This is a genomic window from Nonomuraea sp. ZG12, from assembly GCF_052068115.1.
GTDB lineage: Bacteria > Actinomycetota > Actinomycetes > Streptosporangiales > Streptosporangiaceae > Nonomuraea.
On record NZ_JBQHCW010000020.1, the window covers coordinates 73,914 to 97,923 of the forward strand.

At 69.6% G+C, this 24,010-nt stretch carries 29 protein-coding genes and 1 tRNA gene; 11 read left to right on the forward strand and 19 right to left on the reverse strand.

Annotation, left to right across the window (positions count from 1 at the left end; all coding sequences use genetic code 11):
* Window positions 1–30 precede the first annotated feature (30 nt).
* The gene (locus ACTMTF_RS36790; protein WP_441114800.1) at window positions 31–576 is read left to right on the forward strand and encodes a hypothetical protein; all 546 of its coding nucleotides are present in this window, start codon (window positions 31–33) and stop codon (window positions 574–576) included.
* A gap of 76 nt (window positions 577–652) precedes the next feature.
* Here ACTMTF_RS36790 and ACTMTF_RS36795 read toward each other — a convergent pair whose 3' ends face one another.
* From ACTMTF_RS36795 to ACTMTF_RS36825, 7 genes are all read right to left on the reverse strand, one after another.
* Window positions 653–2,083 (reverse strand): M20/M25/M40 family metallo-hydrolase, encoded by a 1,431-nt coding sequence (locus tag ACTMTF_RS36795; RefSeq protein WP_441114801.1) that lies wholly within the window; start codon window positions 2,081–2,083, stop codon window positions 653–655.
* 667 nt (window positions 2,084–2,750) lie between these two features.
* The gene (locus tag ACTMTF_RS36800; protein WP_441114802.1) at window positions 2,751–3,062 is read right to left on the reverse strand and encodes a hypothetical protein; all 312 of its coding nucleotides are present in this window, start codon (window positions 3,060–3,062) and stop codon (window positions 2,751–2,753) included.
* Between the two features lie 358 nt (window positions 3,063–3,420).
* A complete protein-coding gene (locus ACTMTF_RS36805; RefSeq protein ID WP_441114803.1) occupies window positions 3,421–4,338 on the reverse strand; it encodes a barstar family protein in 918 nt (305 codons plus the stop codon).
* A gap of 627 nt (window positions 4,339–4,965) precedes the next feature.
* Window positions 4,966–5,038, reverse strand: a tRNA-Thr gene (locus ACTMTF_RS36810).
* 21 nt (window positions 5,039–5,059) lie between these two features.
* Window positions 5,060–6,019 carry a 23S rRNA (guanosine(2251)-2'-O)-methyltransferase RlmB gene (gene rlmB / locus ACTMTF_RS36815; protein WP_397010889.1) on the reverse strand — a complete coding sequence of 320 codons (960 nt, stop codon included), beginning with the start codon at window positions 6,017–6,019 and terminating at the stop codon, window positions 5,060–5,062.
* Between the two features lie 43 nt (window positions 6,020–6,062).
* Window positions 6,063–7,454 carry a cysteine--tRNA ligase gene (gene cysS / locus ACTMTF_RS36820; protein WP_441114804.1) on the reverse strand — a complete coding sequence of 464 codons (1,392 nt, stop codon included), beginning with the start codon at window positions 7,452–7,454 and terminating at the stop codon, window positions 6,063–6,065.
* A gap of 43 nt (window positions 7,455–7,497) precedes the next feature.
* Entirely contained in the window at window positions 7,498–7,884 is a 387-nt protein-coding gene (locus ACTMTF_RS36825; RefSeq protein WP_441114805.1) for a PPOX class F420-dependent oxidoreductase, read from the reverse strand.
* 54 nt (window positions 7,885–7,938) lie between these two features.
* Between ACTMTF_RS36825 and ACTMTF_RS36830 the strand changes: the two genes are divergently transcribed.
* Window positions 7,939–9,483 (forward strand): DUF2637 domain-containing protein, encoded by a 1,545-nt coding sequence (locus tag ACTMTF_RS36830; RefSeq protein ID WP_441114806.1) that lies wholly within the window; start codon window positions 7,939–7,941, stop codon window positions 9,481–9,483.
* A gap of 187 nt (window positions 9,484–9,670) precedes the next feature.
* Here ACTMTF_RS36830 and ACTMTF_RS36835 read toward each other — a convergent pair whose 3' ends face one another.
* From ACTMTF_RS36835 to ACTMTF_RS36850, 4 genes are all read right to left on the reverse strand, one after another.
* Complete coding sequence (locus tag ACTMTF_RS36835; RefSeq protein WP_397010897.1) at window positions 9,671–9,940, reverse strand: GlsB/YeaQ/YmgE family stress response membrane protein; 270 nt, start codon at window positions 9,938–9,940, stop codon at window positions 9,671–9,673.
* 95 nt (window positions 9,941–10,035) lie between these two features.
* On the reverse strand, window positions 10,036–10,323 hold the full coding sequence (locus ACTMTF_RS36840; RefSeq protein WP_397010899.1) for a GlsB/YeaQ/YmgE family stress response membrane protein: 288 nt from the start codon (window positions 10,321–10,323) through the stop codon (window positions 10,036–10,038).
* Window positions 10,324–10,488: 165 nt separating this feature from the next.
* Entirely contained in the window at window positions 10,489–10,950 is a 462-nt protein-coding gene (ispF, locus tag ACTMTF_RS36845; protein ID WP_441114807.1) for a 2-C-methyl-D-erythritol 2,4-cyclodiphosphate synthase, read from the reverse strand.
* Window positions 10,951–10,967: 17 nt separating this feature from the next.
* Window positions 10,968–11,450: a CarD family transcriptional regulator gene (locus ACTMTF_RS36850; protein WP_043624891.1), complete on the reverse strand. Its 483-nt coding sequence runs from the start codon at window positions 11,448–11,450 to the stop codon at window positions 10,968–10,970.
* Window positions 11,451–11,690: 240 nt separating this feature from the next.
* Between ACTMTF_RS36850 and ACTMTF_RS36855 the strand changes: the two genes are divergently transcribed.
* Entirely contained in the window at window positions 11,691–12,269 is a 579-nt protein-coding gene (locus tag ACTMTF_RS36855) for a copper chaperone PCu(A)C (RefSeq protein WP_397010903.1), read from the forward strand.
* 101 nt (window positions 12,270–12,370) lie between these two features.
* Here ACTMTF_RS36855 and ACTMTF_RS36860 read toward each other — a convergent pair whose 3' ends face one another.
* Together ACTMTF_RS36860 and ACTMTF_RS36865 are read right to left on the reverse strand one after the other, a co-directional pair.
* Entirely contained in the window at window positions 12,371–13,069 is a 699-nt protein-coding gene (locus ACTMTF_RS36860; RefSeq protein WP_397010905.1) for a winged helix-turn-helix domain-containing protein, read from the reverse strand.
* Complete coding sequence (locus ACTMTF_RS36865; RefSeq protein ID WP_397011537.1) at window positions 13,066–14,238, reverse strand: sensor histidine kinase; 1,173 nt, start codon at window positions 14,236–14,238, stop codon at window positions 13,066–13,068. Before ACTMTF_RS36865 ends, ACTMTF_RS36860 begins: the two co-directional genes overlap by 4 nt.
* A 132-nt stretch (window positions 14,239–14,370) precedes the next feature.
* Here ACTMTF_RS36865 and phoU point away from each other — a divergent pair, with 132 nt between their 5' ends.
* Window positions 14,371–15,015, forward strand: coding sequence for a phosphate signaling complex protein PhoU (gene phoU / locus ACTMTF_RS36870; protein ID WP_441114808.1), 645 nt, complete (start codon window positions 14,371–14,373; stop codon window positions 15,013–15,015).
* 43 nt (window positions 15,016–15,058) lie between these two features.
* Here phoU and ACTMTF_RS36875 read toward each other — a convergent pair whose 3' ends face one another.
* Genes ACTMTF_RS36875 through mshA form a run of 4 tightly spaced genes read right to left on the reverse strand, consistent with a single transcriptional unit; the run spans window position 15,059 to window position 18,377 of the window.
* Entirely contained in the window at window positions 15,059–15,802 is a 744-nt protein-coding gene (locus ACTMTF_RS36875; RefSeq protein ID WP_441114809.1) for a phosphoglyceromutase, read from the reverse strand.
* Between the two features lie 10 nt (window positions 15,803–15,812).
* Window positions 15,813–16,595 (reverse strand): SAM-dependent methyltransferase, encoded by a 783-nt coding sequence (locus ACTMTF_RS36880; RefSeq protein WP_441114810.1) that lies wholly within the window; start codon window positions 16,593–16,595, stop codon window positions 15,813–15,815.
* 11 nt (window positions 16,596–16,606) lie between these two features.
* Window positions 16,607–17,089 (reverse strand): YbjN domain-containing protein, encoded by a 483-nt coding sequence (locus tag ACTMTF_RS36885; RefSeq protein ID WP_441114811.1) that lies wholly within the window; start codon window positions 17,087–17,089, stop codon window positions 16,607–16,609.
* A 10-nt stretch (window positions 17,090–17,099) separates the two neighbouring features.
* Window positions 17,100–18,377 (reverse strand): D-inositol-3-phosphate glycosyltransferase, encoded by a 1,278-nt coding sequence (gene mshA / locus ACTMTF_RS36890; RefSeq protein ID WP_441114812.1) that lies wholly within the window; start codon window positions 18,375–18,377, stop codon window positions 17,100–17,102.
* Window positions 18,378–18,520: 143 nt separating this feature from the next.
* On the opposite strand from mshA, the gene ACTMTF_RS36895 reads away from it, so the two are divergent.
* Both ACTMTF_RS36895 and ACTMTF_RS36900 read left to right on the forward strand, forming a co-directional pair.
* Window positions 18,521–19,264, forward strand: coding sequence for an SDR family NAD(P)-dependent oxidoreductase (locus tag ACTMTF_RS36895; RefSeq protein WP_441114813.1), 744 nt, complete (start codon window positions 18,521–18,523; stop codon window positions 19,262–19,264).
* Entirely contained in the window at window positions 19,257–20,051 is a 795-nt protein-coding gene (locus ACTMTF_RS36900; protein WP_441114814.1) for a class I SAM-dependent methyltransferase, read from the forward strand. The genes ACTMTF_RS36895 and ACTMTF_RS36900 overlap by 8 nt, the downstream gene beginning before the upstream one ends.
* Window positions 20,052–20,098: 47 nt before the next feature.
* Here the strand turns inward: ACTMTF_RS36900 and ACTMTF_RS36905 are convergent, their stop codons facing one another.
* Window positions 20,099–20,602 (reverse strand): O-acetyl-ADP-ribose deacetylase, encoded by a 504-nt coding sequence (locus ACTMTF_RS36905; RefSeq protein ID WP_441114815.1) that lies wholly within the window; start codon window positions 20,600–20,602, stop codon window positions 20,099–20,101.
* A 54-nt stretch (window positions 20,603–20,656) separates the two neighbouring features.
* Here ACTMTF_RS36905 and ACTMTF_RS36910 point away from each other — a divergent pair, with 54 nt between their 5' ends.
* The 5 genes from ACTMTF_RS36910 to ACTMTF_RS36930 all read left to right on the forward strand — a co-directional run bounded on the left by ACTMTF_RS36910 (window position 20,657) and on the right by ACTMTF_RS36930 (window position 23,364).
* The gene (locus ACTMTF_RS36910) at window positions 20,657–21,013 is read left to right on the forward strand and encodes a BlaI/MecI/CopY family transcriptional regulator (RefSeq protein ID WP_397010923.1); all 357 of its coding nucleotides are present in this window, start codon (window positions 20,657–20,659) and stop codon (window positions 21,011–21,013) included.
* Window positions 21,010–21,915, forward strand: coding sequence for a M56 family metallopeptidase (locus ACTMTF_RS36915; protein ID WP_441114816.1), 906 nt, complete (start codon window positions 21,010–21,012; stop codon window positions 21,913–21,915). Before ACTMTF_RS36910 ends, ACTMTF_RS36915 begins: the two co-directional genes overlap by 4 nt.
* A 59-nt stretch (window positions 21,916–21,974) precedes the next feature.
* Entirely contained in the window at window positions 21,975–22,469 is a 495-nt protein-coding gene (locus tag ACTMTF_RS36920) for a helix-turn-helix domain-containing protein (protein ID WP_441114817.1), read from the forward strand.
* A gap of 3 nt (window positions 22,470–22,472) precedes the next feature.
* Window positions 22,473–22,880: a hypothetical protein gene (locus ACTMTF_RS36925; RefSeq protein ID WP_441114818.1), complete on the forward strand. Its 408-nt coding sequence runs from the start codon at window positions 22,473–22,475 to the stop codon at window positions 22,878–22,880.
* A gap of 115 nt (window positions 22,881–22,995) precedes the next feature.
* A complete protein-coding gene (locus tag ACTMTF_RS36930; protein WP_397010931.1) occupies window positions 22,996–23,364 on the forward strand; it encodes a DUF2516 family protein in 369 nt (122 codons plus the stop codon).
* Here ACTMTF_RS36930 and ACTMTF_RS36935 read toward each other — a convergent pair.
* Window positions 23,349–23,909 carry an SGNH/GDSL hydrolase family protein gene (locus ACTMTF_RS36935; protein WP_441114869.1) on the reverse strand — a complete coding sequence of 187 codons (561 nt, stop codon included), beginning with the start codon at window positions 23,907–23,909 and terminating at the stop codon, window positions 23,349–23,351. The genes ACTMTF_RS36930 and ACTMTF_RS36935 overlap by 16 nt on opposite strands.
* Window positions 23,910–24,010: the final 101 nt, after the last annotated feature.

Sequence of the window (24,010 nt, forward strand, 5' to 3'; positions counted from 1 at the left end):
AAGATCCAATCCAAGGACTACCGTACGGCTGTGACGCTTACCGATGCCGATGTGACCACTCTTCTCGCACCAGCCGGCCTCCTGTTCGTCAAGCGGATGAACCAAGAGAGTGTCCGATTGCCTCCGCTGCCACCGGGACACTCAGCCGCGAGTGCAGGACCGGAGCATGGCCGGTTCGATTCCCGCCCGGACGAGATAGCCGATGTCGACGACGCGGACATGCCCGACAAGGTCAATGCGGGCTGGTTCCGCATGGCAGCCGAGTACGGGCTCTTCAACGAAGATCGTGAGTTCCTGCTCTCAGTCTGCTACGCGAGATACTGGGAAACCGGCACTGGGGACGATGACATCGCGTGGATTCACGTACGCCTCCTCGAAGAGTGGGATTTCGTCGCTAGCCAGGTAGATCTGCTGCGAAGCAGCATGGCGGGGCTGCTCACAGAACGCTTCGTGCCGGAGTTCATGATGGCGTCCCTGGACGGGCGGATGAAGTTGAACACCACCGTCTGGGGCAACGGCACAGTCAGCACCATCGTCATACGCCCTCATGACGCCTATCCACAGCCCAGTGGGTGAACCGAACGAGCCGGCGCGCCGAGCCGGATGGGGTGTAAGCCTGGATGCCGCCGTTCAGACATCATGGCGGATCGGGTCACGCATGCCCGCCGGCGCGTGCGTGCGCGTCGAGGAGGTGCGCGACCGCTTCGGTCACCTGCACGGCGAACGGGATGTGCAGCCATTCGTCCGGCACGTGCGCGTTCGAGTCCCCACCGAGCGCGCCTGTCACGACGAACTGCGCTCGCGGATACCGCCTGCCGAGCATCTCCATGAACGGGATGCCGCCGCCGATGCCCAAGTTCTGGCACGGCTTCCCGAACACGCGATCACCGACCTGCCGCAACGCCGAGGCCAGCCAGGGGGCCGGCGCCGGCGCGTGCCAGCCGTTCATGACCATGAAGTCGCCGACCTCGACCTGCGCCCCGTACGGCACGTCGGTCGTGAGGATCTTCTCCAGCGCGGCCCGCGCCGCCTCGGCGTCGGCCGAGGGGGGCAGGCGGAAGCTCAGCCGGAAGGAGGTCCAGGCCCGCAGCACGGCGCCCGCCACCGCGGGGTCCGGGAGCCCGCCGGCGCCGGTCACGGACAGGGTCGGCCGCCAGGTGTTGTTGAGGACGAGCTCGACGTCGTCGTCGGAGGCTCGCCTCATTCCCGGCGGCAGCGGCAACCGGGGCACGGCGACCTCCGGATGGAGCGCGACGAGCTCCGCCGCCTCCGCGCGCCGGTCCTCCGGGATGGGCACCACCATCTCGGCCACCTTGACCTCGCCGGTCTCCGGGTCCTCCACCCGATCGAGCAGCAGGCGCATGACACGGAATGAGCTCGGCACGACGCCGCTCCCGAGCCCAGAGTGGACGCCCGTCTCGAGGACGCGCACCGTGACGGTCGCCTGCACCGCGCCGCGCAGGCTGGAGGTCAGCCACAACCGCTCGTAGTCTCCGCCGCCCCCGTCCAGGCAGACCACCAGCGACACCTCGCCGAGCCGACCGGCGAGATGCTCCAGGTACACGGGCAGGTCCGGGCTGCCGGACTCCTCGCCGGTCTCCAGCAGCAGGACCGCCCGGGCGTGTTCGCCGCCTGCCCCGCGTACGGCCTCCAGCGCGGTCGTTGCGGCGTAGCCCGAGTACCCGTCGTCGGCGGCACCTCGGCCGTAGAGCCGGTCGTCGCGGATCACCGCCTGCCACGGGCCCAGGCCCTCCGACCAGCCACCGAGCGGCGGCTGCTTGTCGAGGTGCCCGTACAGCAGGACGGTCCCGGTAGCCGCCGCACCCGGAGTCGCGGGCACGTCCACGAGCAGGAGCGGGGCGCGGCCGTCGAGCTGCAAGACGTCGCACCGCGCGTCGGGCAGGCCCCGCGATGCCACCCAGCCCCGCACGTGCTCGACGGCGGCCCGCAGATGACCGTGCTCCTCCCAGGCGGCGTCGTAGGCGGACGACACGGCAGGAATCCCGATCAACCCGGAGAGGCTGGGCAGCACGTCCGTCGCCCAGGCTTCACTGATCGTTTCACGAAGTTTCTGATGGTCCATGCGGTAATACTGGCGCAAACGCCGCGCCGCTCATGCACGGCGAGCGCGACGGCCCGCCCGGAAGCCGTCGGCTCCGTACGCCATGATCGGCCGTCAAAGACAGCACTCAAACGTCCCTCAAGGAGGGTCATGGTCGTCAACGATGGAACCGGGTGGTCCGGAATCGGCTGGGATGGCTGGACGAACCTAAGTCTGATCCGCGCCCGGCTCGACGCGGGCGCCGATCCCCACACGAGCGGGTACTTCCACGTCCGGCCGCTACATGCCGCCGCCGAACGGGGTTCACCCGAGGTGGTGCGCGGCCTTCTAGTTCGCCGGCGCAAATCAGATGCATCGTAGCCGTGGCCGCAGGCAGGAAGGAGCCGGGAACGGGTGGGTGCGAAGTGAACGGCTGCCAGAGGCAGGAGTCATATGCCCACGTTGCTGTACAGCACTGCTGTATGGAGATCAAAAAGGCCCCTCCCGAATCCCGGAAGGGGCCTTCTAGCTGCGAGCCGACGTGGGGAATCGAACCCCAAACCTTCTGTTTACAAGGTCCCCAAACGATCTTCATGGGCGTTCGGACACGTTCGCCACGCTGGTCGCCCGCCCTCCGGCTGTTCAGGCCTGTTCACCTCAGTTCATGATCGTCCGTTTGAGTGGCTCCCAAGGTGGCTCCCACAGAGACCTACTCGTACAGGTGGGCGACGTGGATCTGAAGAGCAAGCGACTGCCATGTCAGCGGGTCGACGTCGTCCTTGAACGGAGCTCCTTCGCGAAGACAGCCGTCCGCAAGCCAGGCCGCCCACGTTCTGAGAAAATCGCCGACGTACATCCTGCTCCAACGCCCATCGACGAACTGCTTGCCCTCGCGGCGCTGCCGTTCCCAGTCGGCACGATCGGCGTCGAAGTCGTCCGCCATGATTTCCAGGTAGGCGGCGAAGTCTCGCATGTCCTGCACGTGGGCGACGTCGGCAGGTAGCTCACGCGGTGATGTCATGAGGACGAGGGTAAGAGGGGACTGTCAGCTTGGGAACCGGCTACTGATCATGCCGCTCTGAGCAGGGAAAACAGGGGTGCAGGTCAGAGTGGGTCGAATGACCGTGAGTCCCCGCGAGCGACCGCGCTTCCCCTTCTGTTCTGGCACGCATCTGGCACGGGTGCCGGCGCCCCCTGTCGGCGCCACAGCTTGCTCGTAGGGGCTTGGCCTCCCGACGTCGACTCCTGGCATGATCGCCAGATGTTCGACTTTGGGATCAGTGGATACAGGCCCGGCACATACGGTGATCTATCGCGCATAGCGGGCTGTAGTGGTGATGCCATGCTGATTTGTCAGACGCGAGGCGAGCGATGATGGGTCAGAGGAACTCGACCTCGACCCTGTGCTTGGAGAAGATCTTCAGAAGGTGGTCCAGTTCGATGCTCGGCCCCCAGTCGCGCAGGCGGTGGTCCGGCCGATCGTAGCCAGCGACGAGGTGGCGGCGGGCCACATCGGAGTGGTGCCAGATCAGCCGGAATGGGCTGGCGGCACCCCATCTACCGGCGAGGCAGTCGTGGAGAGCGTCGAGGTTCCAGCTGAAGTAGCCACCGGGACCGTTGATCGCTTCTCCGATGGTGCAGTAGAAGGCGTCGATGTCGGTGACGAAACGGCCGTCGAGGTGATAGGTCGTCCCAGCCGGCTTGTCCGGCAGTCCGCCCTGAAGACAGTGACGACTGACTGCCAGGCCAAGCCATTCGCGCTGTAGCAGCCGGTCGTAGCGTGTCCACAGGTTGGGCTCGGCCGGACCGCCGTCATGCCACATTTGGAAGATCTCGCGGGCGCCGCTCGGTGTCGGTTCCTCGATCCCGCTGTCGAGGGTGATGTCCAGCAGGCCGTCGCCCAATCTCGACGGGCGGACGGCGACGACGGTGGCCGACAGCAGCCCGCCCCTGCCGGCGATCCGGCCGTCGTATTGAAGGGCCATGACGGATGCCGTGATCTTGCGTCCCTCGATGCTCTTCAGCAACGACGGCGCTTCGGGAAAGAAGCCGATCAGGGTCACCGGCCGGACCGGCGCGGCCGGTCGCTTGCGGAAGACTCCGGCAACGTCCAGGCACCCGCCGAGCTTCACGTCATCGAGCGCGGCCAGCCGGAACCCCGTCACGTCCGGCTTGTCCTCCGGCAGCCCTTCCTCCGGAAGCAGCCGGACATACCCGCGCAGGTCGAGGTCGACAAGGCCGTCCCGTGCCGCCGACGGGCGCCGACCGATCACGGTGATGTCGATGAGCTCTTCCACGCAGGTACACCCGTGCTCGTCCCACAGGCACCTGGCAGGCCGCTGCCGGTGGATGGGAAACAGGGCGATGCTGGGCAACCACGCCCGCTCGGTCCCCAGATGCCCCAGCGCCTCCAGCAGCGGCCCCGTCGGATCGCAGCCGAGCAGGGTGAAGGTCTCTGGCAGAGGGATGGGCTCGGGCTCTGAGAAGAGCCCGTCGATGTCATGGCACACGCCCAGCGTGACGTCCGGCTCACCCACCTCACCGGTGTACTCATCCAGCAGCAGCCACCGCGCGCCCGGCATAACAGGAGTTGTCATCGCGACAGACCCTAACCACTGGCCCTCTCATGTGCACTGGTTGGCGCCGATGGTGATCTATCACGCATAGCGGACTGTGACGGTGAGGCCACGACGAGCGGTGGAGCCTACGCACTTCCCGCTCACCACAAGCAGGGGACCAAACCCCGACGCACCACCTGACCGGTCACTATGTGCAACCGTCTACTTCGACCCATACGTTGAGAACACGAAGATCGGAGGTTGAAGGACAAGCCGAGCAGGAAAGCTAACGCGGTTGCTGTACGGCGCTGCTGTATAGAGATCAAAAGGCCCCTTCCGAATCCCGGAAGGGGCCTTTGAGCTGCGAGCCGACGTGGGGAATCGAACCCCAAACCTTCTGTTTACAAGACAGATGCTCTGCCGATTGAGCTACGTCGGCACGGCCTACCAGTGTAGACGCTCAACCACGACGATGACGAGCCACCTCGTACAACGTCACCCCAGCAGCCACCCCCGCGTTCAGCGACTCCGCCGCCGCCCGCATCGGAATCCTGGCCACGACGTCACAATGTTCCCGTACCAGCCGCGAGAGCCCCTTCCCCTCGGACCCCACCACGACGACCAGCGGCTCCCCCAGCAGCTCGACGTCGCCGATGTCGACCCTGCCCTCGCCGTCCAGGCCGATCACGAACAGTCCGGCCTCGCGGTACTCGCGCAGTGCGGCCGTCAGGTTGGCCGCTCGGGCCACCCGGAGGTTGGCCAGGGTGCCTGCGGAGGTCTTCCAGGCTCCGCCGGTGACTCCGGCGGAGCGCCGGGACGGGACCAGCAGCCCGTGGGCTCCGAAGGCCGTCGCGGAGCGGGCGATGGCGCCGAGGTTGCGCGGGTCGGTGACCCCGTCGAGGGCCACGATCAGGGGCACCTCGGCCGCGTCATGAGCCAGCTCGACCAGCTCGGAGGGGTGCGCGTAGTCGTAGGCCGGGATCTGCAGCGCCACGCCCTGGTGCACGGCGCCCTCGGTGAGGCGGTCGAGCTTGTCGCGAGTGACTTCGAGCAGGGCGATGCCTCGCTCGGTGGCGACCCGGATCGCGTCGCGTACGCGGTCGTCGTTCTCGAGGCGCTGGGCGACGTACAGGGCGTTGGCCGGGACGCCGGCGACCAGGGCCTCCAGGACCGGGTTGCGACCGCCGATGTACTCGGGGGCGTCCTCGGAGCGCTTGGGCTTGGCCGCGCCGGGACGCCGGGCGCCGCCGCGGTCCTCGCGGGCGATGCGCTCGGTGCGGGCCTTGTCCTTGTACCAGTGGCGCATCTCGGCAGGCGGGGTCGCGCCCCGGCCCTCGAGCCCGCGGCGCACCTGCCCGCCGGTGCCCTTGGACGGGCCCTTCTTCTTCGCGGGCCTACCCGACGATCTACCAGCTGCCATGGCACCAAGGGTACTCGGGCCACCGGCCAGCTCATGCCGAACGCTAGCGGCTGAGCTCCCAGCGGGGCCCGTGGGGCGTGTCCTCCACCACGACGCCCGCCGCCGCGAGCTGGTCCCTGATGGCGTCCGCGGCCGCGTAGTCCTTGCGGGCGCGGGCCGCCTTGCGCTGCTCCAGGGCCACCGCCACCAGGGCGTCGACCACCGGCCTGAGGTCCGAGCCGGCCTCGCGCCACTGCGGGGCTCGCGGGTCGAGGCCGAGCACGTCGAGCATGTTCTGGGTCTCGGCCAGCAGGCGGGCCACCGCCTCCTTGTCCCCCTTGGCCAGGGCGACGTTGCCCTCGCGGACCACCTCGTGCACGACGGCGACCGCCTGCGGGGTGCCGAGGTCGTCGTTGAGCGCGTCGACGAACGCCTGCGGGAGCGGGGCGTCTGCGTCGACGTCGTGGATGACCTCCGCCGCACGGGCGACGAAGCCCTCGATCCGCTGGTAGGCCGCCGCCGCCTCCAGCAGGGCCTCCTCGGAGTAGTCGATGGAGGAGCGGTAGTGCGGGGTCGCCAGGTAGTAGCGCAGCTCGACCGGGCGTACCTTCTGCACCAGGTCCGGGATCAGCAGCGAGTTGCCCAGCGACTTGCTCATCTTCTCGGCGCCGATCTTGAGCATGCCGTTGTGCATCCAGTAGCGGGCGAAGCCGTCGCCGGCCGCCTGGGACTGGGCGAGCTCGTTCTCGTGGTGCGGGAAGACCAGGTCGATGCCGCCGCCGTGGATGTCGAACGTCGGCCCCAGATACTTGGTGGCCATCGCCGAGCACTCCAGGTGCCAGCCCGGGCGGCCGGGACCCCACGGCGTGGGCCAGGTGGGCTCGCCGGGCTTCTCGCCCTTCCACAGCGCGAAGTCGCGCGGGTCGCCCTTGCAGGACTCGTCGTCGGTGTCGGCGGCGGGCCGCATGTTGGCGAGCTTCTGGTTGGACAGCTTGCCGTACTCGCGTTCGTACGACATCACGTTGAAGTAGACGTCGCCGCCTGCGGCGTAGGCGTGGCCGCGCTCGATGAGGCGCTGCATGAGCACGATCATCTCCGGCACGTGGCCGGTCGCGCGCGGCTCGACGGTGGGCGGCAGGCAGCCCAGCGTGTCGTACGCCCAGGTGAAGGCCCGCTGGTTGCGCTCGGCCACCACGAACCAGGGCACGCCCTCGGCGGCGGCCACGCGAATGATCTTGTCATCGATGTCGGTGACGTTGCGGCAGAAGGTCACGTCGTACCCGGAACGCGACAGCCAGCGGCGCAGCACGTCGAAGTTCACGCCGGAGCGGATATGTCCGATATGAGGAGGAGCCTGCACGGTGGCGCCACACAGATAGAGCGACGCCCGGCCGGCTTCGACCGGAACGAATTCACGAATGGCGCGCGTGCTGGTGTCGTATAGGTGCAGGCTCACGAAGGCTAGGCTAACGCCTCAGCCGGCATCACATGCCGAATAATCATCCCCGCAACGTCACCTTGTCCGGCCGGATGCGCACAATGAGCCGCTCGGCACCCGGATGCTCCGTCCACGGCTTTCCGGTGTACTTGTGCGCCAGCTCCTGAATGAGCGCGCCCTCCGGGTCTTCCTGCACGGTCACCCGGCCGCGCACCTCCACGTAGCGGTAGGGGCTCTCGGGGTCGATCACCAGCAGGCTGACCCGCGGATCCCGGTCGAAGTTACGCGGCTTACGTCGCCCCTTGACCGTGGAGAACAGCACCTCGTCGCCGTCGGTACGCACCCAGACGACCGTCGACTGCGGCCCGCCGTCAGGATTGAGCGTGGTCACCACCGCGTGGTTCGGCGCGTCGAGCAGTTCGCGAGCGCGGTCAGGCAGCTCAGCCATGTGTCTCCCCTTGATCGGTCCTGACCCCCATTGTTCTGTAGGCTCGAAAGCGCCATGGACGTGACTCCCCCCTCAACGCTGCGCCGCCTGGGCATCGCCCTGGCCGGGCTCGCCGTCGCCGCCCTCACCGGGGCCGCGTGCGTGCTGTCGTTCGACGATCTCCGGAGCCTCGCCGTGCGCGGCGAGGCCAGACCGGACCTCGCCTACCTCTATCCGGCGGCGTTCGACGCCCTGCTGGCCGTCGCGCTGATCAGCGTGCTGCTCGTCCGCTCGGCCCGCACGCTGGTACGCGCCCAGGCCGCGCTCGTGCTGGTCCTGCTGATCGTGGCCGCCGCCGCCGTGAACGTTCTCGCCGCGCTGCGCTACGAGCTCCCGATCTCGTCGACCGCGGTGGGCGTGGCCGTCGCGCCGTGGGCGATGCTGGCCGTCGCGTTGTGGCTGTGGTTGCTGTTGATCAAGCACGTGCAGGCTCGCAAGCCCGCCCCGGCCGGCGATGAGGGTACGGATCCGCACGACATCGTGCCGTTCGACGGAAGCGTACGCACTGAGGCGGCGCCACGTCCCGGCGGGCACCACGAGACCCCGCCGCCGCTCGTCACGCCGTCCGACGCCGTGCCGCCGCCCAGGAGGCCGGTGACGACCCCGCTGGAGGCGACCCCGGTCGTCGGCCCGACGGCCGCGCCGGAGACCCCGCCCATCTCGGAGCAGGTCACCCGCTGGCACGCGACCCCTGAGCCCGCCCGAGACCCGGACCTCGACCCTACGGACGGCTCGGGAGCGGCGCGCGGCCACGAGCGAGACGACACCCCACAGCCGGCGTCCAAGCCCGACGCCCAGCACGTTCCCCAGCCGGAGCCGGAGCACGAGCCGGCGCCCCGGTTCGACCCCGTGCCCCAGCCCGAACCAGAGCCCCAGCCTGAGCGTGAGCCCGAGCCGACGCCCGCTGGGCGAGAGCCCGCCGAGCACGAGCGGCGCGGGCTCGAAGGGTGGAAGCACGAGAACCACGGGCCCGACGGACGGGAGCGCGAAGGACACGGGCCCGACGGGCGGGAGCGCGAAGGGCACGAAGCCGAAGAGCGGGAGGGGCGGAAACTCACGGGGCGGGAGGCCGAGGGGCGGGAGGCCGAGTCCGAGGTCGACGTCACGCCCGATGGCGGGGCAGCGGTCGAGGCCGAGCGGCAGCCCGGCTTGCGGCGTCCGGTTCGCTGGGGTGACCGCGTCAAGCCGACCGACGTGCTGGTGCACCCCCGCCAGAGCAGGGCTGCGGAGAAGGACGTCGACACCCAGCCGGTCGCCGTCATCACCGACACGCCGTCCTCCCGCGCCGATGCGCCGACCACCCCCGAGGACTCGGCGGCCTCCCAGGAAGGCCGCGCCCCGGACCCCCACCACGGCGCGGAAGCGGCGGACGATCACGAGCGCCGCGTCACCGACTCCCCCAGGGCAGGCGGAGCAGCGGAGTTACGAGACGAGTCGATGGAGGACACGGCCCCGCACCCGGTCCTCCCGGACTCCGGCCCCACCAGAGCCGCCCAGGACGCCCCCTCAGGCCGCCTGCGCAGCACCCCACTCCCACCCGAAGCACCCGAAGCGCCGTAGAAGCCCGAAACGCTCGAAACGCCCGAAGACTGCCCCAGTCGCTCAAGGCGACCCGTGCACCTCCCCCGCCCTCCAGCTGAAGAGCGACACGGATCCGCCATGGGTGAAGGACGCGGAAGGCCCGCTCGGCCTTGCCGAGCGGGCCCTGGTGCGTGTGGTGCCGTGCCGATGGGGGTCCGGCACGTCGTCAGACGCTGCTACCACGTCGGAGCCCCGCGACGAGGCCGACACCGACGATCGCCAGCACGACCTGCATCACCAGCTCGATCCAGTCGATGCCGGGGGTCGTCTCGACGCCGAGTACCTGAGCGAGCACGGTGCCGATCAGGGCGGCAACGATGCCGACGACGATCGTCAGTATCCAGCCGATGGCCTGCCGGCCGGGAAGCAGCAGACGACCGATTGCGCCGATCACGGCACCGATCAGGATGGCGCCAAGGATGGACTGGATTGTCATGACACAAACCTCCCCGTGAGGGTGAGCCGTTCATCCTCACGGGTGGTGGATACCCGATCCCCGGCCTTTATGCGCGGGAATATTGTTTGGGCAGGTCAGGTGGTTGTTCGGCCGGTTCCGCCGGTTTTCCCTTGGGCCATTTTCGCCACGATCGACACACCGATCACGGCCAGCACCAGTTGGAGGATGTGCTCGATCCAGTCGATCCCTCTGGTGTCGGCCCAGCCGAACGCCTGGGCCAGCAGGGTGCCGAGCAGGGCGGCCACGATGCCGACGATCAGCGTCAGGCCGATGGACATGTTCTGCCTGCCGGGCACTATCAGCCGGGCCAGCGCGCCGACGATGGCGCCGATGACTACTGCGGAAACGATCGCGCCGATCATGTGGTAGCTCCCCCCGAGACGGTCACATGTCGTGAAGGGACCTACCCGACAAAAGCGCAGGTTATCCCTGGTAGACGGCGATCCGTACCGCGCCAGTGACGGACCGCCGCCGCCCAAGGTGTGCGGACCGTACGCGGAGTCCGCCCATCTACAGACGCCCGACGCCTACGAATGGTTGACCACGAGGGCGGTGGCGACGGCGGCGACGCCCTCGCCGCGACCGGTGAGCCCGAGCCCGTCCGTAGTGGTCGCGCTGAGGCTCACAGGGGCCCCCAGAGCCGCGCTGAGCGCCTTCTCGGCCTCCTGGCGCCGGGGAGCCAGTTTGGGGCGGTTACCGATCACCTGGACGGCCACGTTGCCGATCTCGAAGCCCGCCTCGCGTACCTTGCGGGCGGTCTCCTCCAGCAGGGCGATCCCGGACGCGCCCGCCCAGCGTGGGTCGGCGGTGCCGAACAGCCCGCCGAGGTCGCCGAGACCGGCGGCGGACAGCAGGGCGTCGCAGGCCGCGTGCGCGGCGGCGTCGCCGTCGGAGTGTCCGGCCAGCCCGGTCTCGCCGGGCCAGTGCAGGCCGGCGAGGTGGAGCTGCCGGCCAGATGAGAACGGGTGGACGTCGACACCGACGCCCACCCGTGGAAGCTTCGTATTCAGGAGTTGAGAACCTCGTCGAGCAGGGCTTCCGCCTTGTCCTCATTGGTCTTCTCCGCAAGTGCCAGCTCGCTGACCAGAATCTGGCGAGCCTTGGCGAGCATGCGCTTCTCCCCAGCGGACAGGCCGCGCTCGCGGTCCCTCCGCCACAGGTCGCGAACGACTTCAGCGACCTTGTTCACATCGCCGGAGGCGAGCTTCTCCAGATTGGCCTTGTAACGACGAGACCAGTTGGTCGGCTCTTCCGTGTGCGGCATTCGCAGGACGTCGAAAACCCTCTCGAGGCCTTCCTGACCAACTACATCGCGCACACCGACGAGTTCTGCGTTTTCGGCTGGCACCTGGACGGTAAGGTCGCCCTTGTCGACCTTGAGCACCAGGTAGGTCTTTTCCTCACCCTTGATGGATCGCTTGGTGATTGCTTCGATCCGAGCAGCCCCATGGTGGGGGTAGACGACAGTGTCGCCGACCTGGAAAGTCATGTGACAAGTACCCCTTCCGCTGTACTCCAGAGTACCACGCGTCCACAGCCTCCCGGAACAGTGAAATCATCATAACTGCAGGTCAAAGGCGCATATTGGGGGTTGACAAGCGGTCAACTCTATGAATCGCATATCCACACATAGCTAATGACCTGCGGGGGTGCGGATATGACCTTGGAATCAGGTCGATATGGTAGGCGCTGCCCATCCCGCATGCGCGAGACCCTAGGAGAACCCGTCGTGACCAGCCGTCGCTGGATTGTCGCCGCCGCCGCGTTCCTGGCAGCCCCTGTAGTGGCCGGCTGTTCTGTCGGATTCGACGCCAACACCAACACGCCGTACGCGCCGGTCGAGGGCGCGGCCCTCATCGAGCAGGGCGCCTACGGCAAGCAGAGCATCTTCGTCCCGCAGGCGTTCATCCTCGGCCCTGACTCGGGCGGGCAGATCCCTTGGCGCGGCTCCGTCCCCCTTTACCTGAACATTCTCAACTCCGGGACCGCCCCGGACACTCTGACGGCGGTCAGCGCCGGCACCGTGGCCCAGGCCAAGCTCACCGCGCCCATCCAGCTGCCGATCAACCAGCTCGTCAACACCGGCAAGCCGGCCCCCCAGATCATGCTGGAAGGCCTCTCCAAGGGCCTCAGAGGCGGCGAGAGCATCCGCCTGGACCTCCAGTTCGCCAACGCCGGCACCGTGTCCATGGACGTCCCCGTGGTGACGCGCAGCCGTGAGTTCGCCGCCTACCCCGCGGTCCCCGGCGCCGTGCCGGCCCCCACCCCCTCGGCCACGCCGACGCCGGCCGAGGAAGAGGCCCACTGACCGCGGCCACCGACCGGCCCACCGACCGGCTCACTGGCCGCGCTCGGCGCACGCGAAAACCCTTGTTCAGGTACGGGCTCCGTATCTGAACAAGGGTTCTCTCAGGCGGACTCCTCGGTGGCGTCGAACTTGTAGCCGAGGCCGCGCACGGTCAGGATGCAGCGCGGGTTGGACGGGTCGGCCTCGATCTTGGCGCGCAGCCGCTTGACGTGCACGTCGAGGGTCTTGGTGTCACCGACGTAGTCGGCGCCCCAGACGCGGTCGATGAGCTGGCCGCGGGTCAGCACCCGGCCGGCGTTGCGCAGCAGCACCTCCAGCAGCTCGAACTCCTTGAGCGGCAGCTGCACCTGCTCGCCGCGGACCGCCACGACGTGCCGGTCGACGTCCATGCGGACCGGGCCGACGGCGAGCACCGCCGTCTCCAGCTCCTCCACCACGTCACCCTGGCGGCGGAGCACCGCGCGGATCCGGGCCACCAGCTCGCGTGAGGAGAACGGCTTGGTCACGTAGTCGTCGGCGCCCAGCTCCAGGCCCACGACCTTGTCGATCTCGCTGTCCTTGGCGGTCAGCATGATCACCGGGACCTTGGAGCGCTGCCGCAGTGAGCGGCACACCTCGGTGCCGGACAGGCCGGGCAGCATCAGGTCGAGCAGCACCAGGTCGGCGCCGCTGCGGTCGAAGGCGTCGAGCGCGTCGGGGCCGGTCGCCGCGATCGAGACCTCGAAGCCCTCCTTGCGCAACATGTAGGACAGGGCGTCGGAGAAGGACTCCTCGTCCTCCACGACCAGGACTCGGGTCACGGAGCGACCTCCAGGGGAATCGAGGGTGGTGCGGCCAGGGCCGTCCCGCCGAAGGCGGGCAGTCGGAGAGTGAAAGTCGAGCCGGAGCCTTCTTTGCTCCACACCGTCACGTCGCCCGCGTGGGCGGCGGCGACGTGCTTGACGATGGCCAGGCCGAGCCCGGTGCCGCCGGTGGCGCGTGAGCGGGCGGCGTCGACGCGGAAGAAGCGCTCGAAGATGCGTTCCTGCGATTCCTCGGGGATGCCGATCCCCTGGTCGCTGACGCTGACCTCGACGCTGTCCCCCGCCGGTCTGGCGCTTATCACGACGCGGGTGTGCTCGGGGCTGTAGGCGATGGCGTTGTCGATGAGGTTGCGCAGCGCGGTGATCAGCAACTCGTCGTCGCCCCAGATGCGCAGCCCCTCCGTCCCGCCGGTGACGAGTGTGATGTCCTTGGCGCCGGCCCTGGTCTTGCAGTAGTCGATGGCGACCTGGACGGCCTCGTCGATGGAGACCTGCTCGGGGGTGGGGATCTCCTCGGCGCCCTGGATCCTGCTCAGGGTGATGAGGTCCTGCATCAGATAGGTGAGCCGGGCCGCCTCGTGCTGCATGCGCCCGGCGAAGCGGGTGACGGCCTCGGGGTCGTCGGCGGCGTCCTGGACGGTCTCGGCCAGCAGGCTCAGCGCGCCGACCGGGGTCTTGAGCTCGTGGCTGACGTTCGCCACGAAGTCGCGGCGCACGGCCTCGACCCTGCGCCGCTCGGTCTGGTCCTCGGCCAGCACGAGCACCTGGCCGTAGGAGCCGAGCGGGGCGACACGGACCGCGAAGTTGGTGTTCTCGTGTCCGAACTTGTGGGCTGCGACGTCGATCTCCGTCTCACGGATCTCGCCGTCGCGGCGTACCTGCCTCGCGAGCGCGAGCAGCTCCGCGGCCATCAGCCGATCGCCTTTGACCAGCCCGAACGCGCGCGCGGCCGAGCTGGCGCGGAGCACGTGGTCCTGCGCGTCCAGCACGACCGCGGACGACGGCAGCACGGCCAGCACGGACGCGATGCCCTGCGGCAGTGCCCCGGCCTCGGTCTCGGCGCTCTCGCCTGACTTGCTGCTGGGAGCCTCGATCTGATTGCGGTAGAACAGCACCGCGAGAGCCCCCACCACGAAGCCGGCCAGGGCCGCGAAGCTCATGGCCATCTCACTCATGCTTACGATGGTAGGCGTCGCCGGCCTGCGGACAGCCCCCTCACCTGGGGACGAACCCGCCTTTCCCGGAAAGTTCACCTCCGCGTCGGAGTTCGTTCATCGATCGCCGCATACGGTGACGGCATGCGCGACGCCTACCACGAAGAACTAGACGCTCTCACGGACAAGCTGGTCGAGATGACCAGGCTCGTCCGCTCGGCCATTTCCCGGGCGACCATCGCACTGCTGGACGCCGACCTGCAGCTGGCGGAGAGCGTCATCTCCCGCGACGGGGAGGTCAACGCGCTCTTCGAGGAGATCGAGACGTCCATCTTCGACCTGATGGCCCGGCAGCAGCCGGTGGCGATGGACCTGCGCCGGGTGATCACCGCGCTGCGCATGGGCACCGACCTGGAGCGCATGGGCGATCTCGCGGTGCACGTGGCCAAGGTGGCCCGCCTGCGTCATCCCGACTCGGCCATCCCGGCGGAGATCCGCTCCACGATCCTGGAGATGGGCCAGATCGCCGAGAACCTGGTCACCAAGGCCGGCAGCTGCGTCGCCTCCCGCGACGTGGACTCGGCCATGGAGCTGGAGCAGGACGACGACGCGATGGACCGGCTGCACCGGCGGCTGTTCAAGATCATCCTGTCCAAGGACTGGGCGCACGGCGTCGAGCCCGCCATCGACATCACGCTGATCGGGCGCTACTACGAGCGCTACGCGGACCACGCGGTGCGCGTGGCCACGTCCGTCGTCTATCTGGTGACGGGCACCCGGACCGTCTGACGGCCGCGAAGGGGGCGCTGACCGCCCCCTTCGCGCCGGCGCCCTACCGTCCCTGGTTGGCGACGGCCTCGATGGCCGCCTTGGCCGCCTCCGGGTCGAGATACTCGCCGCCGGGCCGCAGCGGGTGGAAGTCGGCGTCCAGCTCGTAGCGCAGCGGGATGCCGGTGGGAATGTTGAGGTGCGCGATCTCCTCGTCGCTGACGCCGTCGAGGTGCTTGACCAGGGCGCGCAGCGAGTTGCCGTGCGCGGCCACCAGAACCGTGCGGCCGGCCGCGAGGTCGGGGACGATCGAGTCGTACCAGTAGGGGAGCATGCGGTCGACGACGTCCTTGAGGCACTCCGTGCGGGGCATCAGCTCGGAGGGCAGCAGGGCGTAGCGCCGGTCACCGGCCTGGGAGTATTCGGCGCCGTCCTCGATCGGCGGCGGCGGCACGTCGTAGGAGCGCCGCCACAGCATGAACTGCTCCTCGCCGAACTCCTCACGCGTCTGCGCCTTGTTCTTGCCCTGGAGCGCGCCGTAGTGGCGCTCGTTGAGCCGCCAGCTGCGCTTGACCGGCAGCCAGCGCAGGTCGGCCTCGCCGAGCGCGAGCTCGGCCGTCTGGATGGCCCTGGTCAGCAGGCTGGTGTGCACGACGTCCGGGTGGACGCCTGCCTCGGTCATCAGTCTGCCGCCCCGGCGGGCCTCGTCCTCGCCCTTGGCCGACAGGCTGACGTCCACCCACCCGGTGAACAAGCCCTTCGCGTTCCAATCACTCTCGCCGTGCCGCAGCAGCACCAAAGTCGCCATGCGGCCAATCCTACGGTTTGCGGGCGACCCCGCAGAGAATGTACGGCGCCGCCCCGGCCGCGCGGACTAGCTGGGGGGATTCGGGACGCCACTCGGCCAGGTTGACCACGCCGGGCGGCAGCAGTTCGAGACCGTCGAAGAAGTCGGCGATCTGGGCCGGCCGGGCCGGGGCGCCCTGGTAGATCTCGTCCACGGCGGGCTGGACCCCGCCCGACATGTGGGAGCCCGACATGTGGGACAGCACGAGATGACTGCCCGGCGCGAGCGACGCCATGAGGTCGGAGATGATCGGCCGCGGGTCGGCGACGACGTGCACGACGGTCAGCAGCAGGACCGCGACGGGCTGGTCGAGGTCGAGGTGCTCCTGGACGCCGGGGTGACCGAGGATCTCCTTGGGGGCGTGCAGGTCACCGTGCAGGAACCGGACGCCGGGGGTGCCGTGGAGCAGCGCACGGGCGTACGAGACGACCTCCGGGTCGTTGTCCACGTAGACGGTGCGGCAGCCGGCGGCCTCCTCGGCGGCCACCTCGTGGACGCATCGCCGGGTGGGCAGTCCGGCGCCGATGTCGATGAACTGGCGGACGCCGTCACGGACGAGAAAGCGTACGGCTCGGCCGAGGAAGGCCCGGTTCTCGCGGGCTCCGGTGAGGATGCCGGGCAGGATCTCCAGGACGCGGTCGGCCGCCTCGCGGTCGATGGCGGAGTTGTCCGTGCCGCCGAGCAGGTGGTCGTACATCCGCGCGACGTTCGGCTCCGCGTGTCCCTGGGGCTCTAAGTTGCCGGGTTCGGTCACAGCCAAAGATCTTAGCCACGCTCGGGATCGGCGAAGCGGGCGAACGCCCGCAGGTTGGCCAGCGACTCGCCGCGCTTGGCCCGCCACTCCCACTCGCGCCTGATGGACGAGGCGAAGCCCAGCTCCAGCGCCCGGTCGAACCAGTCGTCGGCGTAGGTGAGCACGCAGCCGAGCAGCCGGTCGATCTCCTCCTCGGAGACCGCCGCCAGCGGGGTCCGGCCGACGAGGTAGACGTCGCCGACCGGGTCGAGGGAGAAGTGGACGCCGTACATGCCGCCGTTCTTGCCGAGCAGCCACCGGTAGAACTCGGCGTGGTTCTCGTCCGGCTGACGGCAGAAGAACGCCTCCACGTGCAGCGCCCGCTCACCGACGATCAGCCAGACCATGGTGGCGAGCTTGTGCTGCCCGGGCAGCTTGACCAGGAACGCCCCCGGCCGCGGCTCGTCAAAGGTGACGTCCGCGGCGGTGAGCGCGGCTTCGACGACGGCGCGCATGCCGTACAGCCTATGAGTTGATCGCCACGGGCTGCCGGTGCAGGTTGGCGACGGCCTCGGCGTAGACCTCCATGAGCCGGGAGGAGGTGGCCTGCCAGCCGAAGGCGGCGGCGTGCTCGCGGGCGCCGGCCGACAGGGTGTCGCGCCAGCGGGGCTCGGTCACGAAGCGGCTCAGCGCCCTGGCCCAGTCGTGCGGGTCGTGGCCGTCCACGAGCCGGCCGGACACGCCGTCGCGGACCGCCGTGCGCAGCCCGCCCACGGCGGCGGCCGCGACCGGCGTGCCGCAGGCCTGTGACTCTAAGGCGACCAGGCCGAACGACTCGCTGTGCGAGGGCACCACGGTCACGTCGGCCGCGCGGTACCAGTCGGCGAGCTCGTGCTGCGGAGCGGGCGGGACCAGCCGGACCACGTCGGCGATGCCGAGTTCGGCGGCCAGTTCGGTGAGGAGCGAGGGCCTGGCCAGACCGTTGCCCGAGGGGCCGCCCACGCAGGCGACCACCAGGCGGCCGCGGAGCGAGGGGTCGTCGATCAGCATCCGGGAGGCGGCGCGCAGCAGCACGTCGGGGGCCTTCAGCGGCTGGATCCGGCCCACGAACAGCAGCATGTGCGCGTCCCGGGGGACGCCGAGCCTGCGCCGGGCCTCGTCCTGTGAAGCGGGCTGGAAGACGGTGAGATTGACACCGGGGTTGACCACGGCGACCCGCTGCTCGGACGCGCCGTACAGCTCGATGAGCTCGCGCGCCTCGTCGCGGGTGTTGGCCACGAGCCGGTCGGCGATCTCCACGACCTGCTCCTCGCCCACCACGCGGGCCTGCGGCTCGGGCCTGTCGCCGGCGGCCAGCAACCGGTTCTTGACCTTGGCCATGGTGTGCATGGTGTGCACCAGCGGCACGCCCCAGCGCTCCTTGGCGAGCCAGCCGACCTGGCCGGACAGCCAGTAGTGCGAGTGGATGACGTCGTAGCGGCCCGGCTCGTACATGGCCTCGGTGCGCAGCACCTCCGACAGGAACGCGCACAGCTGGCCGGGCAGGTCGGCCCGGTCCATCTCCTCGTACGGTCCCGCGGTCAGGTGGCGGACCACGACTCCCGGCTCCAGTTCGGCGACCGGTGGCAGGTCCCTGGCCGTGGCCCTGGTGAAGATCTCCACCTCCACACCCAGCTGCGCTAGCCGTCTGGCCGACTCAACGATGTACACGTTCATGCCACCGGCGTCGCCCGTCCCGGGCTGTTCCAGTGGTGACGTGTGCATGCTGATGGTCGCGACCCGGTTGACCCGTCGTCGCCTCACCCGACATCACCTCCCGAACGAAGTACAACCATGGAGATCTTCCCGGCATTCCCTCCCATAGATCACAGGGGGTGGCTTCTGGGAGGACCCCGGTTGAGGTCGCGGCGGGTGGCCTTCCGGGAGGGCCTGGCAGGATATGGCGCATGAAGAGAACTGCTGTGGTCACGGGCGCGAGCAGCGGGATCGGCGAGGCGACGGCGCGACGGCTGGCCGCCGAGGGCTACGACGTGGTGGCGGGCGCCAGGCGCCGCGAGCGGCTCGACAAGCTGGCCGCCGAGGTGCCCGGGATCAGGCCCGTCACGCTCGACGTCACTTCCCAGGACTCCGTCGAGGCGCTGGCGGCCTCGCTGGAGCGGTGTGACGTCCTGGTCAACAACGCGGGCGGCGCGCTCGGCACGGAGTCCGTCGCGGACGGCCTGCTGGACGACTGGCAGGCGATGTACGACACCAACGTGCTCGGCACCCTGCGCGTGACCCAGGCCCTGCTGCCCCGGCTCGTCGAGTCCGGCGACGGCGTGCTGGTGATGCTGACCTCCACCGCCGGCCTGGTCTCCTACGAGGGCGGCGGCGGCTACTGCGCCGCCAAGCACGCGCAGAGCTCGATGGCCGAGACCCTCCGGCTGGAGCTGGTCGGGCAGCCCGTGCGCGTCGTCGAGATCGCGCCGGGCATGGTGCGCAGCGAGGGCTTCGCCGTCACCCGCTTCCGCGGCGACGAGTCTGCCGCCGCGAAGGTCTACGAGGGCGTCCCCGATCCGCTGACCTCCGACGACGTGGCCGACGCCATCGCCTGGTGCGTCACCAGGCCCGCGCACTTCAACGTCGACCGCATGGTCCTGCGCCCCCGCGCCCAGGCCGCCCAGCACAAGGTGCACCGCGTCAGTGGCTAAGCCCGTCGGGGCGATCACCCGGGGCACGACCGGCCACAACCGGCTGCGGCGCGCGGACCGGTGGGTCGCCGCCGCGCACGGCCCCGCGCTGCGCGCCGCCCACCGCCCGCTGGTGGTGGACCTGGGCTACGGCGCCTCGCACGCCACCACGCTGGAGCTGTTCACCCGGCTGCGCGTCGTCGTGCCCGGCGTCGAGGTCGTCGGCGTCGAGATCGACCCGGTCCGGGTCGCGCTGGCCAGGCCGTACGAGCGGGAGGGGCTGAGCTTCAGGCTCGGCGGGTTCGAGCTCCCGGTCGCGCGGCCGCCGGCGCTGGTGCGCGCCTTCAACGTCCTCAGGCAGTACGGCGAGGCCGAGGCGTGGCGTTACTGGGACCTCCTGCGGGCCCGGCTCGCCCCGGGCGGCCTGCTGGTGGAGGGCACCTGCTCGGAGACGGGACACCGGGCGGTGTGGGTGTGCCTGGACCGCGACGGGCCGCGCACGCTGACCTTCTCGGCCCGCTTCGACGCCTTCGACCGGCCGTCGGACCTGGCCGACCGGCTGCCCAAGACGCTCATCCACCGCAACGTGCGCGGGGAGCCGATCCACGCCTTCCTGCGCGACTTCGACCACGCCTGGGCCGTCTGCGCGCCGTACGGGGCGCACGGGCTGCGTCAGCGCTGGCTCGCCGCGGTCGGCGCGCTGGCCGGGTCCTGGCCCATCGCGCGCCGGCCACCGCTCGGCGGCCGGCGCCGCTGGCGGCTGGGCGAGGTGACGCTCCCCTGGGCCGCCGTCGCCCCGGACACCTGAGGTCGTCGTACCGAAGGCCCGCAGTCGTCGTACCGGACGCCTGAGGGTCAGAGCGCGGCCTCGAACGCGGCGTACGCTGCCTTGTCGAACAGGACGAAACGCACCTCCTCCACGGGCGCTTCGGCGGCGCGCACCGTGCGGATCGCGACGCGCGCGCCGTCGTCGAGCGGCCAGCCGTAGATGCCGGTGGAGATCGCCGGGAAGGCCACCGTCGCCGCCCCCAGCGAGCTCGCCACCCGCAGCGACTCGCGGTAGCAGGAGGCGAGCAGGTCTGACCTGTCCTCCGTCGCGGAGTGAACCGGTCCGACGGTGTGGATGACCCAGCGCGCCGGCAGCCTGCCCGCCGTCGTGGCGACCGCCTGGCCGGTCGGCAGGCCCTTGCCGTACTGCGAGGCGCGCAGCTTCCTGCACTCCTGGAGGATCTCCGGGCCGCCACGGCGGTGGATGGCGCCGTCGACCCCGCCACCACCCATGAGGGAGGAGTTGGCGGCGTTCACCACGGCGTCGACCTGCTGCTCGGTGATGTCGCCCAGAACCAGCGTGATGTGCATCTCTTCAGCATCCCGGATGGCTGCTCGACACGTCGTAGTACTACGCTGAAGAGTGTGAAGGGTCTTGGGGAGCTTGAACGCAGCATCATGGACATCCTGTGGGCGGAGAACAACCCACTGACCGCCCGCGAGGTCGGCAGGCTCATCGCCGACCGCGACCTGGCCCCGACGACGGTCATGACCGTGCTCGACCGTCTCACCCGCAAGGGCTTCCTGCACCGCACCCGTGACGGGCGCGCCTGGCGCTACGAGCCCGCCGAAAGCCGTGACAGCTATGTCGCTGAGCTTATGCTTGAGGCACTGGGCATGACCGGTGACCGGTCCGCCGCCCTGACCCGCTTCGCCCAGGCCGTCTCTGGGCCCGAGGCGGACGTCCTGCGCAGAGTCCTTACGGAGCTGGAGGAAGAGTGATCACGGCAGTGGTGCTGGCCGCGCTCGCCACGGCGTGCGCGATCGGCTCCTGGCGTCTCACCACCGCCCGCTGGACCTCCCGCGCGCCACGGACCGCCATCATCCTCTGGCAGTCACTCGGCGTCGCCTGGGGCCTGGCCACCACCGGCTCCATGCTCGCCTTCGGCGTGCAGCCCTACGAGATCGGCGTGCTGTCCGGCCTGCTCGCCTTCGCCGACGGCCAGGCGCCGAGTGTGGCGTGGGACCCGCTGCACGTCCTGGCGATGATCGCCGGGCTCACCGCACTGACCGTGCTCGTCGTGGTGCTCATCTCGGCCGGGGTGCAGGCGCTGCGCGCCCGGCGGCGGCACCGCGTGCTGCTGGCGCTGATCTCCCGTGACGATCCGGGTGTGCCAGGTGTGCGGGTGCTCGACCACCCGAGCGCCGCCGCCTACTGCGTGCCGGGGCTGCGCTCCCAGGTGGTGGTCAGCGAGGGCGCGCTCAAGCTGCTGTCCCAGGACGAGCTGACCGCCGTGCTCGCGCACGAGGCCGCGCACGTACGCGAGCGGCACGATCTGGTGCTGCTGCCGTTCACCGCGCTGCGCAGGGCGCTGCCCTGGGCGAAGGTGGTCCGCGAGGCGCAGGAGCAGGTCGAGCTGCTGGTGGAGATGGCGGCCGACGACCGGGCCCGCCGCTACTGCTCGCCGCGCCGCCTGGCCACCGCGCTGCTCAGGTTCGGCACCGCGGGCGCGATGCCGACGCCCAGCGGGATGCTGGGCGTGCACGCGCACCACGTCATGGCCAGGGTGGACCGGCTGCTCAAGCCGGGCCCCGAGCTGCCCGTGAGCCTGCGTTACGGGGTGCTCGCCCTGTCTGTGGGCCTGGTCACCTCCACCCCCTTCCTCTGGGTCATCCAGCTCTAGCGCTTGCTCCTGCTACCACTGTGTTTGCATTTGCAAGCACGGCGAGGCACACTGGAGGCATGGCACTACCGAAGGTCGGCTCGATCGGCGAGTACATCCGTGAGCAGCGGCAGCAGGCGAAGATCTCGCTTCGCCAGCTCTCGGCCGCGGCGGGGGTCTCCAACCCCTACCTCAGCCAGATCGAGCGCGGGCTGCGCAAGCCGAGCGCGGAGATCCTCAACCAGATCGCCAAGGGTCTGCGCATCTCCTCGCAGGCGCTCTACGTGCAGGCCGGCCTCATCGAGGACCGCGAGCCGCCCAGCGACGTGATCGCCACGATCAGGGCCGACACGTCGCTGACCGAGCGGCAACGTCAGGTGCTGATCGATATCTACGAATCGTTCCGCAAGGAGCATCTCGCCGGGGATGAGCAGACCTCCCAGAATGCCCATCCCCAGCGCGACTCCGAAACGGACGACGAGCGGCCGCTGCCACCGGAATTGCTCGCCGCACTTGAGCCCTATGCGGCGAGCACGGACAACGGCGCCGTCAACCAGGAAACCAAGGAAGGTTAACCCATGACTCTGGCCACCGAGGTCAAGAAGCTCACCGATTCCAAGCCTTTCTACGCGGTCGCCGGCGTCGGTGACTTCGCCGTCGAGAAGCTGCGCGAGCTGCCCGACCAGCTGCAGAAGCTGCAGTCGCGTCGTGTCGAGCTGGCCAAGGACCTGCCGGTCCGGGCCCGCACCTACGCCGACAAGGCCGAGGGCATCGCCAAGGAGCTCCCGGAGAAGGCGCGCGAGTACGCCGACGTGCTCACCCACCGCGCGGTGGAGGCCTACGAGGACTTCGCCAGCAGGGGCCGCAAGGTCGTCAGCAAGACGACCGGCGAGGCCGCCCTGGAGCTGGAGGAGCTGTCGGAGGCCGCCGAGCCGCCCGTCGCCGCCCCTGTCAAGAAGACCCGCACCACCAAGGCCCAGGCCTGACCTGACCGAAGGCCCGGCTCGCACGAAAGCCGGGCCTTCGTTTTGTGGCTCCCGTGCGCCGGGGGCGCCTATTAGGCTGGGGCCGACTCATCGCGGCATCGGGCGGAGCCTTTATATGGAAATCATCAATCTCGTCTTCAACTTTCTCTTCCTCGTGCTCTCCGTGATCATTTTCGGCATGGCGGCGTATGCGCTGGCGCATGCGGTACGCGTGTCGAACGACGCGTTCGTGTCGGCGGGGAAGCTGCAGAAGAACATCTGGCTGATCATCTTGATCCTGGCGACGCTGTTCTCGGCGGCGGGCGCCTATGGCTATCTGACGAGTTTCCTCGTCATCGGAGGGGCCGCATTCCTCGGCATCGGCCTGGGGATCTTCTCCATCATCGCCGTCATCGCCGCCACCGTCTACATCGTGGACGTCAAGCCCGCGGTGAAGGGCATGGGCGGGCGCGGCGGCAACCAGGGGCCCTACGGACCCTGGTGAGGTAGCCGGCTCAAGGCTCCGGCCAGCCACGTCCCCAGCCGGACATGCCCGGCGTGCGTCGGATGGACGCCGTCGGGCAGCGTCATCTCCGCCTTTCCGCCCGCGGTCCAGCGCTCGCGCATCGGGTCGAGGAACGGCACCGCCTGACGCTCCGCCACCTCGGCCAGTACGTCACGCACGCGATAGGCCTTCGCCGGGGCTCGCCCCATCCAGATCGGGCCCACCATGACGACCTCGGCCCGTGGCCAGGTGGCCCTGGCGTCCTGTAGGAGCGTGGTGGCCGCGCGCCGCACCTTGGGCGAGGACCAGCGGCAGTCGTTGTGCCCACCGGAGATCACCAGCACGTCGGGCGCCGGCCGCCAGGCGAGCTCCGCCTCGAACGACTGCTGGAACGTACGTCCCACGCGCCCTTCACTGAGATAGCCGGTGCCGCCCGCGCCCGCGACGATCGGCTGCCAGCCGAGCAGGCGGGCGGCCTCGGTCGCGTACGCGTGCCAGCGAGGGACCGGCCCCGATCCGACGGTGAAGCTGTCCCCGACGAACATCACCACCGGTGCGCCCTGCCGGACGGGCGTCCGGAGTGCGATCTCGGGTGCCGCCGCCGCCGTACTACAGGCCGACGTAGTGCCATAAATCGCCATTAAGG

Bases quoted from the DNA above. Each gene is read 5' to 3' on its own strand.
- ACTMTF_RS36825 (WP_441114805.1), bottom strand. From the start codon at position 7,884: ATGGCTGAGCTGCCTGACCGCGCTCGCGAACTGCTCGACGCGCCGAAC.
- phoU (WP_441114808.1), top strand. From the start codon at position 14,371: ATGCGCGACGCCTACCACGAAGAACTAGACGCTCTCACGGACAAGCTG.
- ACTMTF_RS36800 (WP_441114802.1), bottom strand. From the start codon at position 3,062: ATGACATCACCGCGTGAGCTACCTGCCGACGTCGCCCACGTGCAGGAC.
- ACTMTF_RS36905 (WP_441114815.1), bottom strand. From the start codon at position 20,602: ATGCACATCACGCTGGTTCTGGGCGACATCACCGAGCAGCAGGTCGAC.
- ACTMTF_RS36875 (WP_441114809.1), bottom strand. From the start codon at position 15,802: ATGGCGACTTTGGTGCTGCTGCGGCACGGCGAGAGTGATTGGAACGCG.
- ACTMTF_RS36885 (WP_441114811.1), bottom strand. From the start codon at position 17,089: ATGCGCGCCGTCGTCGAAGCCGCGCTCACCGCCGCGGACGTCACCTTT.
- ACTMTF_RS36835 (WP_397010897.1), bottom strand. From the start codon at position 9,940: ATGACAATCCAGTCCATCCTTGGCGCCATCCTGATCGGTGCCGTGATC.
- ACTMTF_RS36865 (WP_397011537.1), bottom strand. From the start codon at position 14,238: ATGGCCATGAGCTTCGCGGCCCTGGCCGGCTTCGTGGTGGGGGCTCTC.
- ACTMTF_RS36795 (WP_441114801.1), bottom strand. From the start codon at position 2,083: ATGGACCATCAGAAACTTCGTGAAACGATCAGTGAAGCCTGGGCGACG.
- ACTMTF_RS36930 (WP_397010931.1), top strand. From the start codon at position 22,996: ATGGAAATCATCAATCTCGTCTTCAACTTTCTCTTCCTCGTGCTCTCC.
- ACTMTF_RS36850 (WP_043624891.1), bottom strand. From the start codon at position 11,450: ATGACTTTCCAGGTCGGCGACACTGTCGTCTACCCCCACCATGGGGCT.
- ACTMTF_RS36935 (WP_441114869.1), bottom strand. From the start codon at position 23,909: ATGTTCGTCGGGGACAGCTTCACCGTCGGATCGGGGCCGGTCCCTCGC.
- rlmB (WP_397010889.1), bottom strand. From the start codon at position 6,019: ATGGCAGCTGGTAGATCGTCGGGTAGGCCCGCGAAGAAGAAGGGCCCG.
- ACTMTF_RS36840 (WP_397010899.1), bottom strand. From the start codon at position 10,323: ATGATCGGCGCGATCGTTTCCGCAGTAGTCATCGGCGCCATCGTCGGC.
- ACTMTF_RS36830 (WP_441114806.1), top strand. From the start codon at position 7,939: ATGGACGTGACTCCCCCCTCAACGCTGCGCCGCCTGGGCATCGCCCTG.
- ACTMTF_RS36895 (WP_441114813.1), top strand. From the start codon at position 18,521: ATGAAGAGAACTGCTGTGGTCACGGGCGCGAGCAGCGGGATCGGCGAG.
- ACTMTF_RS36925 (WP_441114818.1), top strand. From the start codon at position 22,473: ATGACTCTGGCCACCGAGGTCAAGAAGCTCACCGATTCCAAGCCTTTC.
- ACTMTF_RS36920 (WP_441114817.1), top strand. From the start codon at position 21,975: ATGGCACTACCGAAGGTCGGCTCGATCGGCGAGTACATCCGTGAGCAG.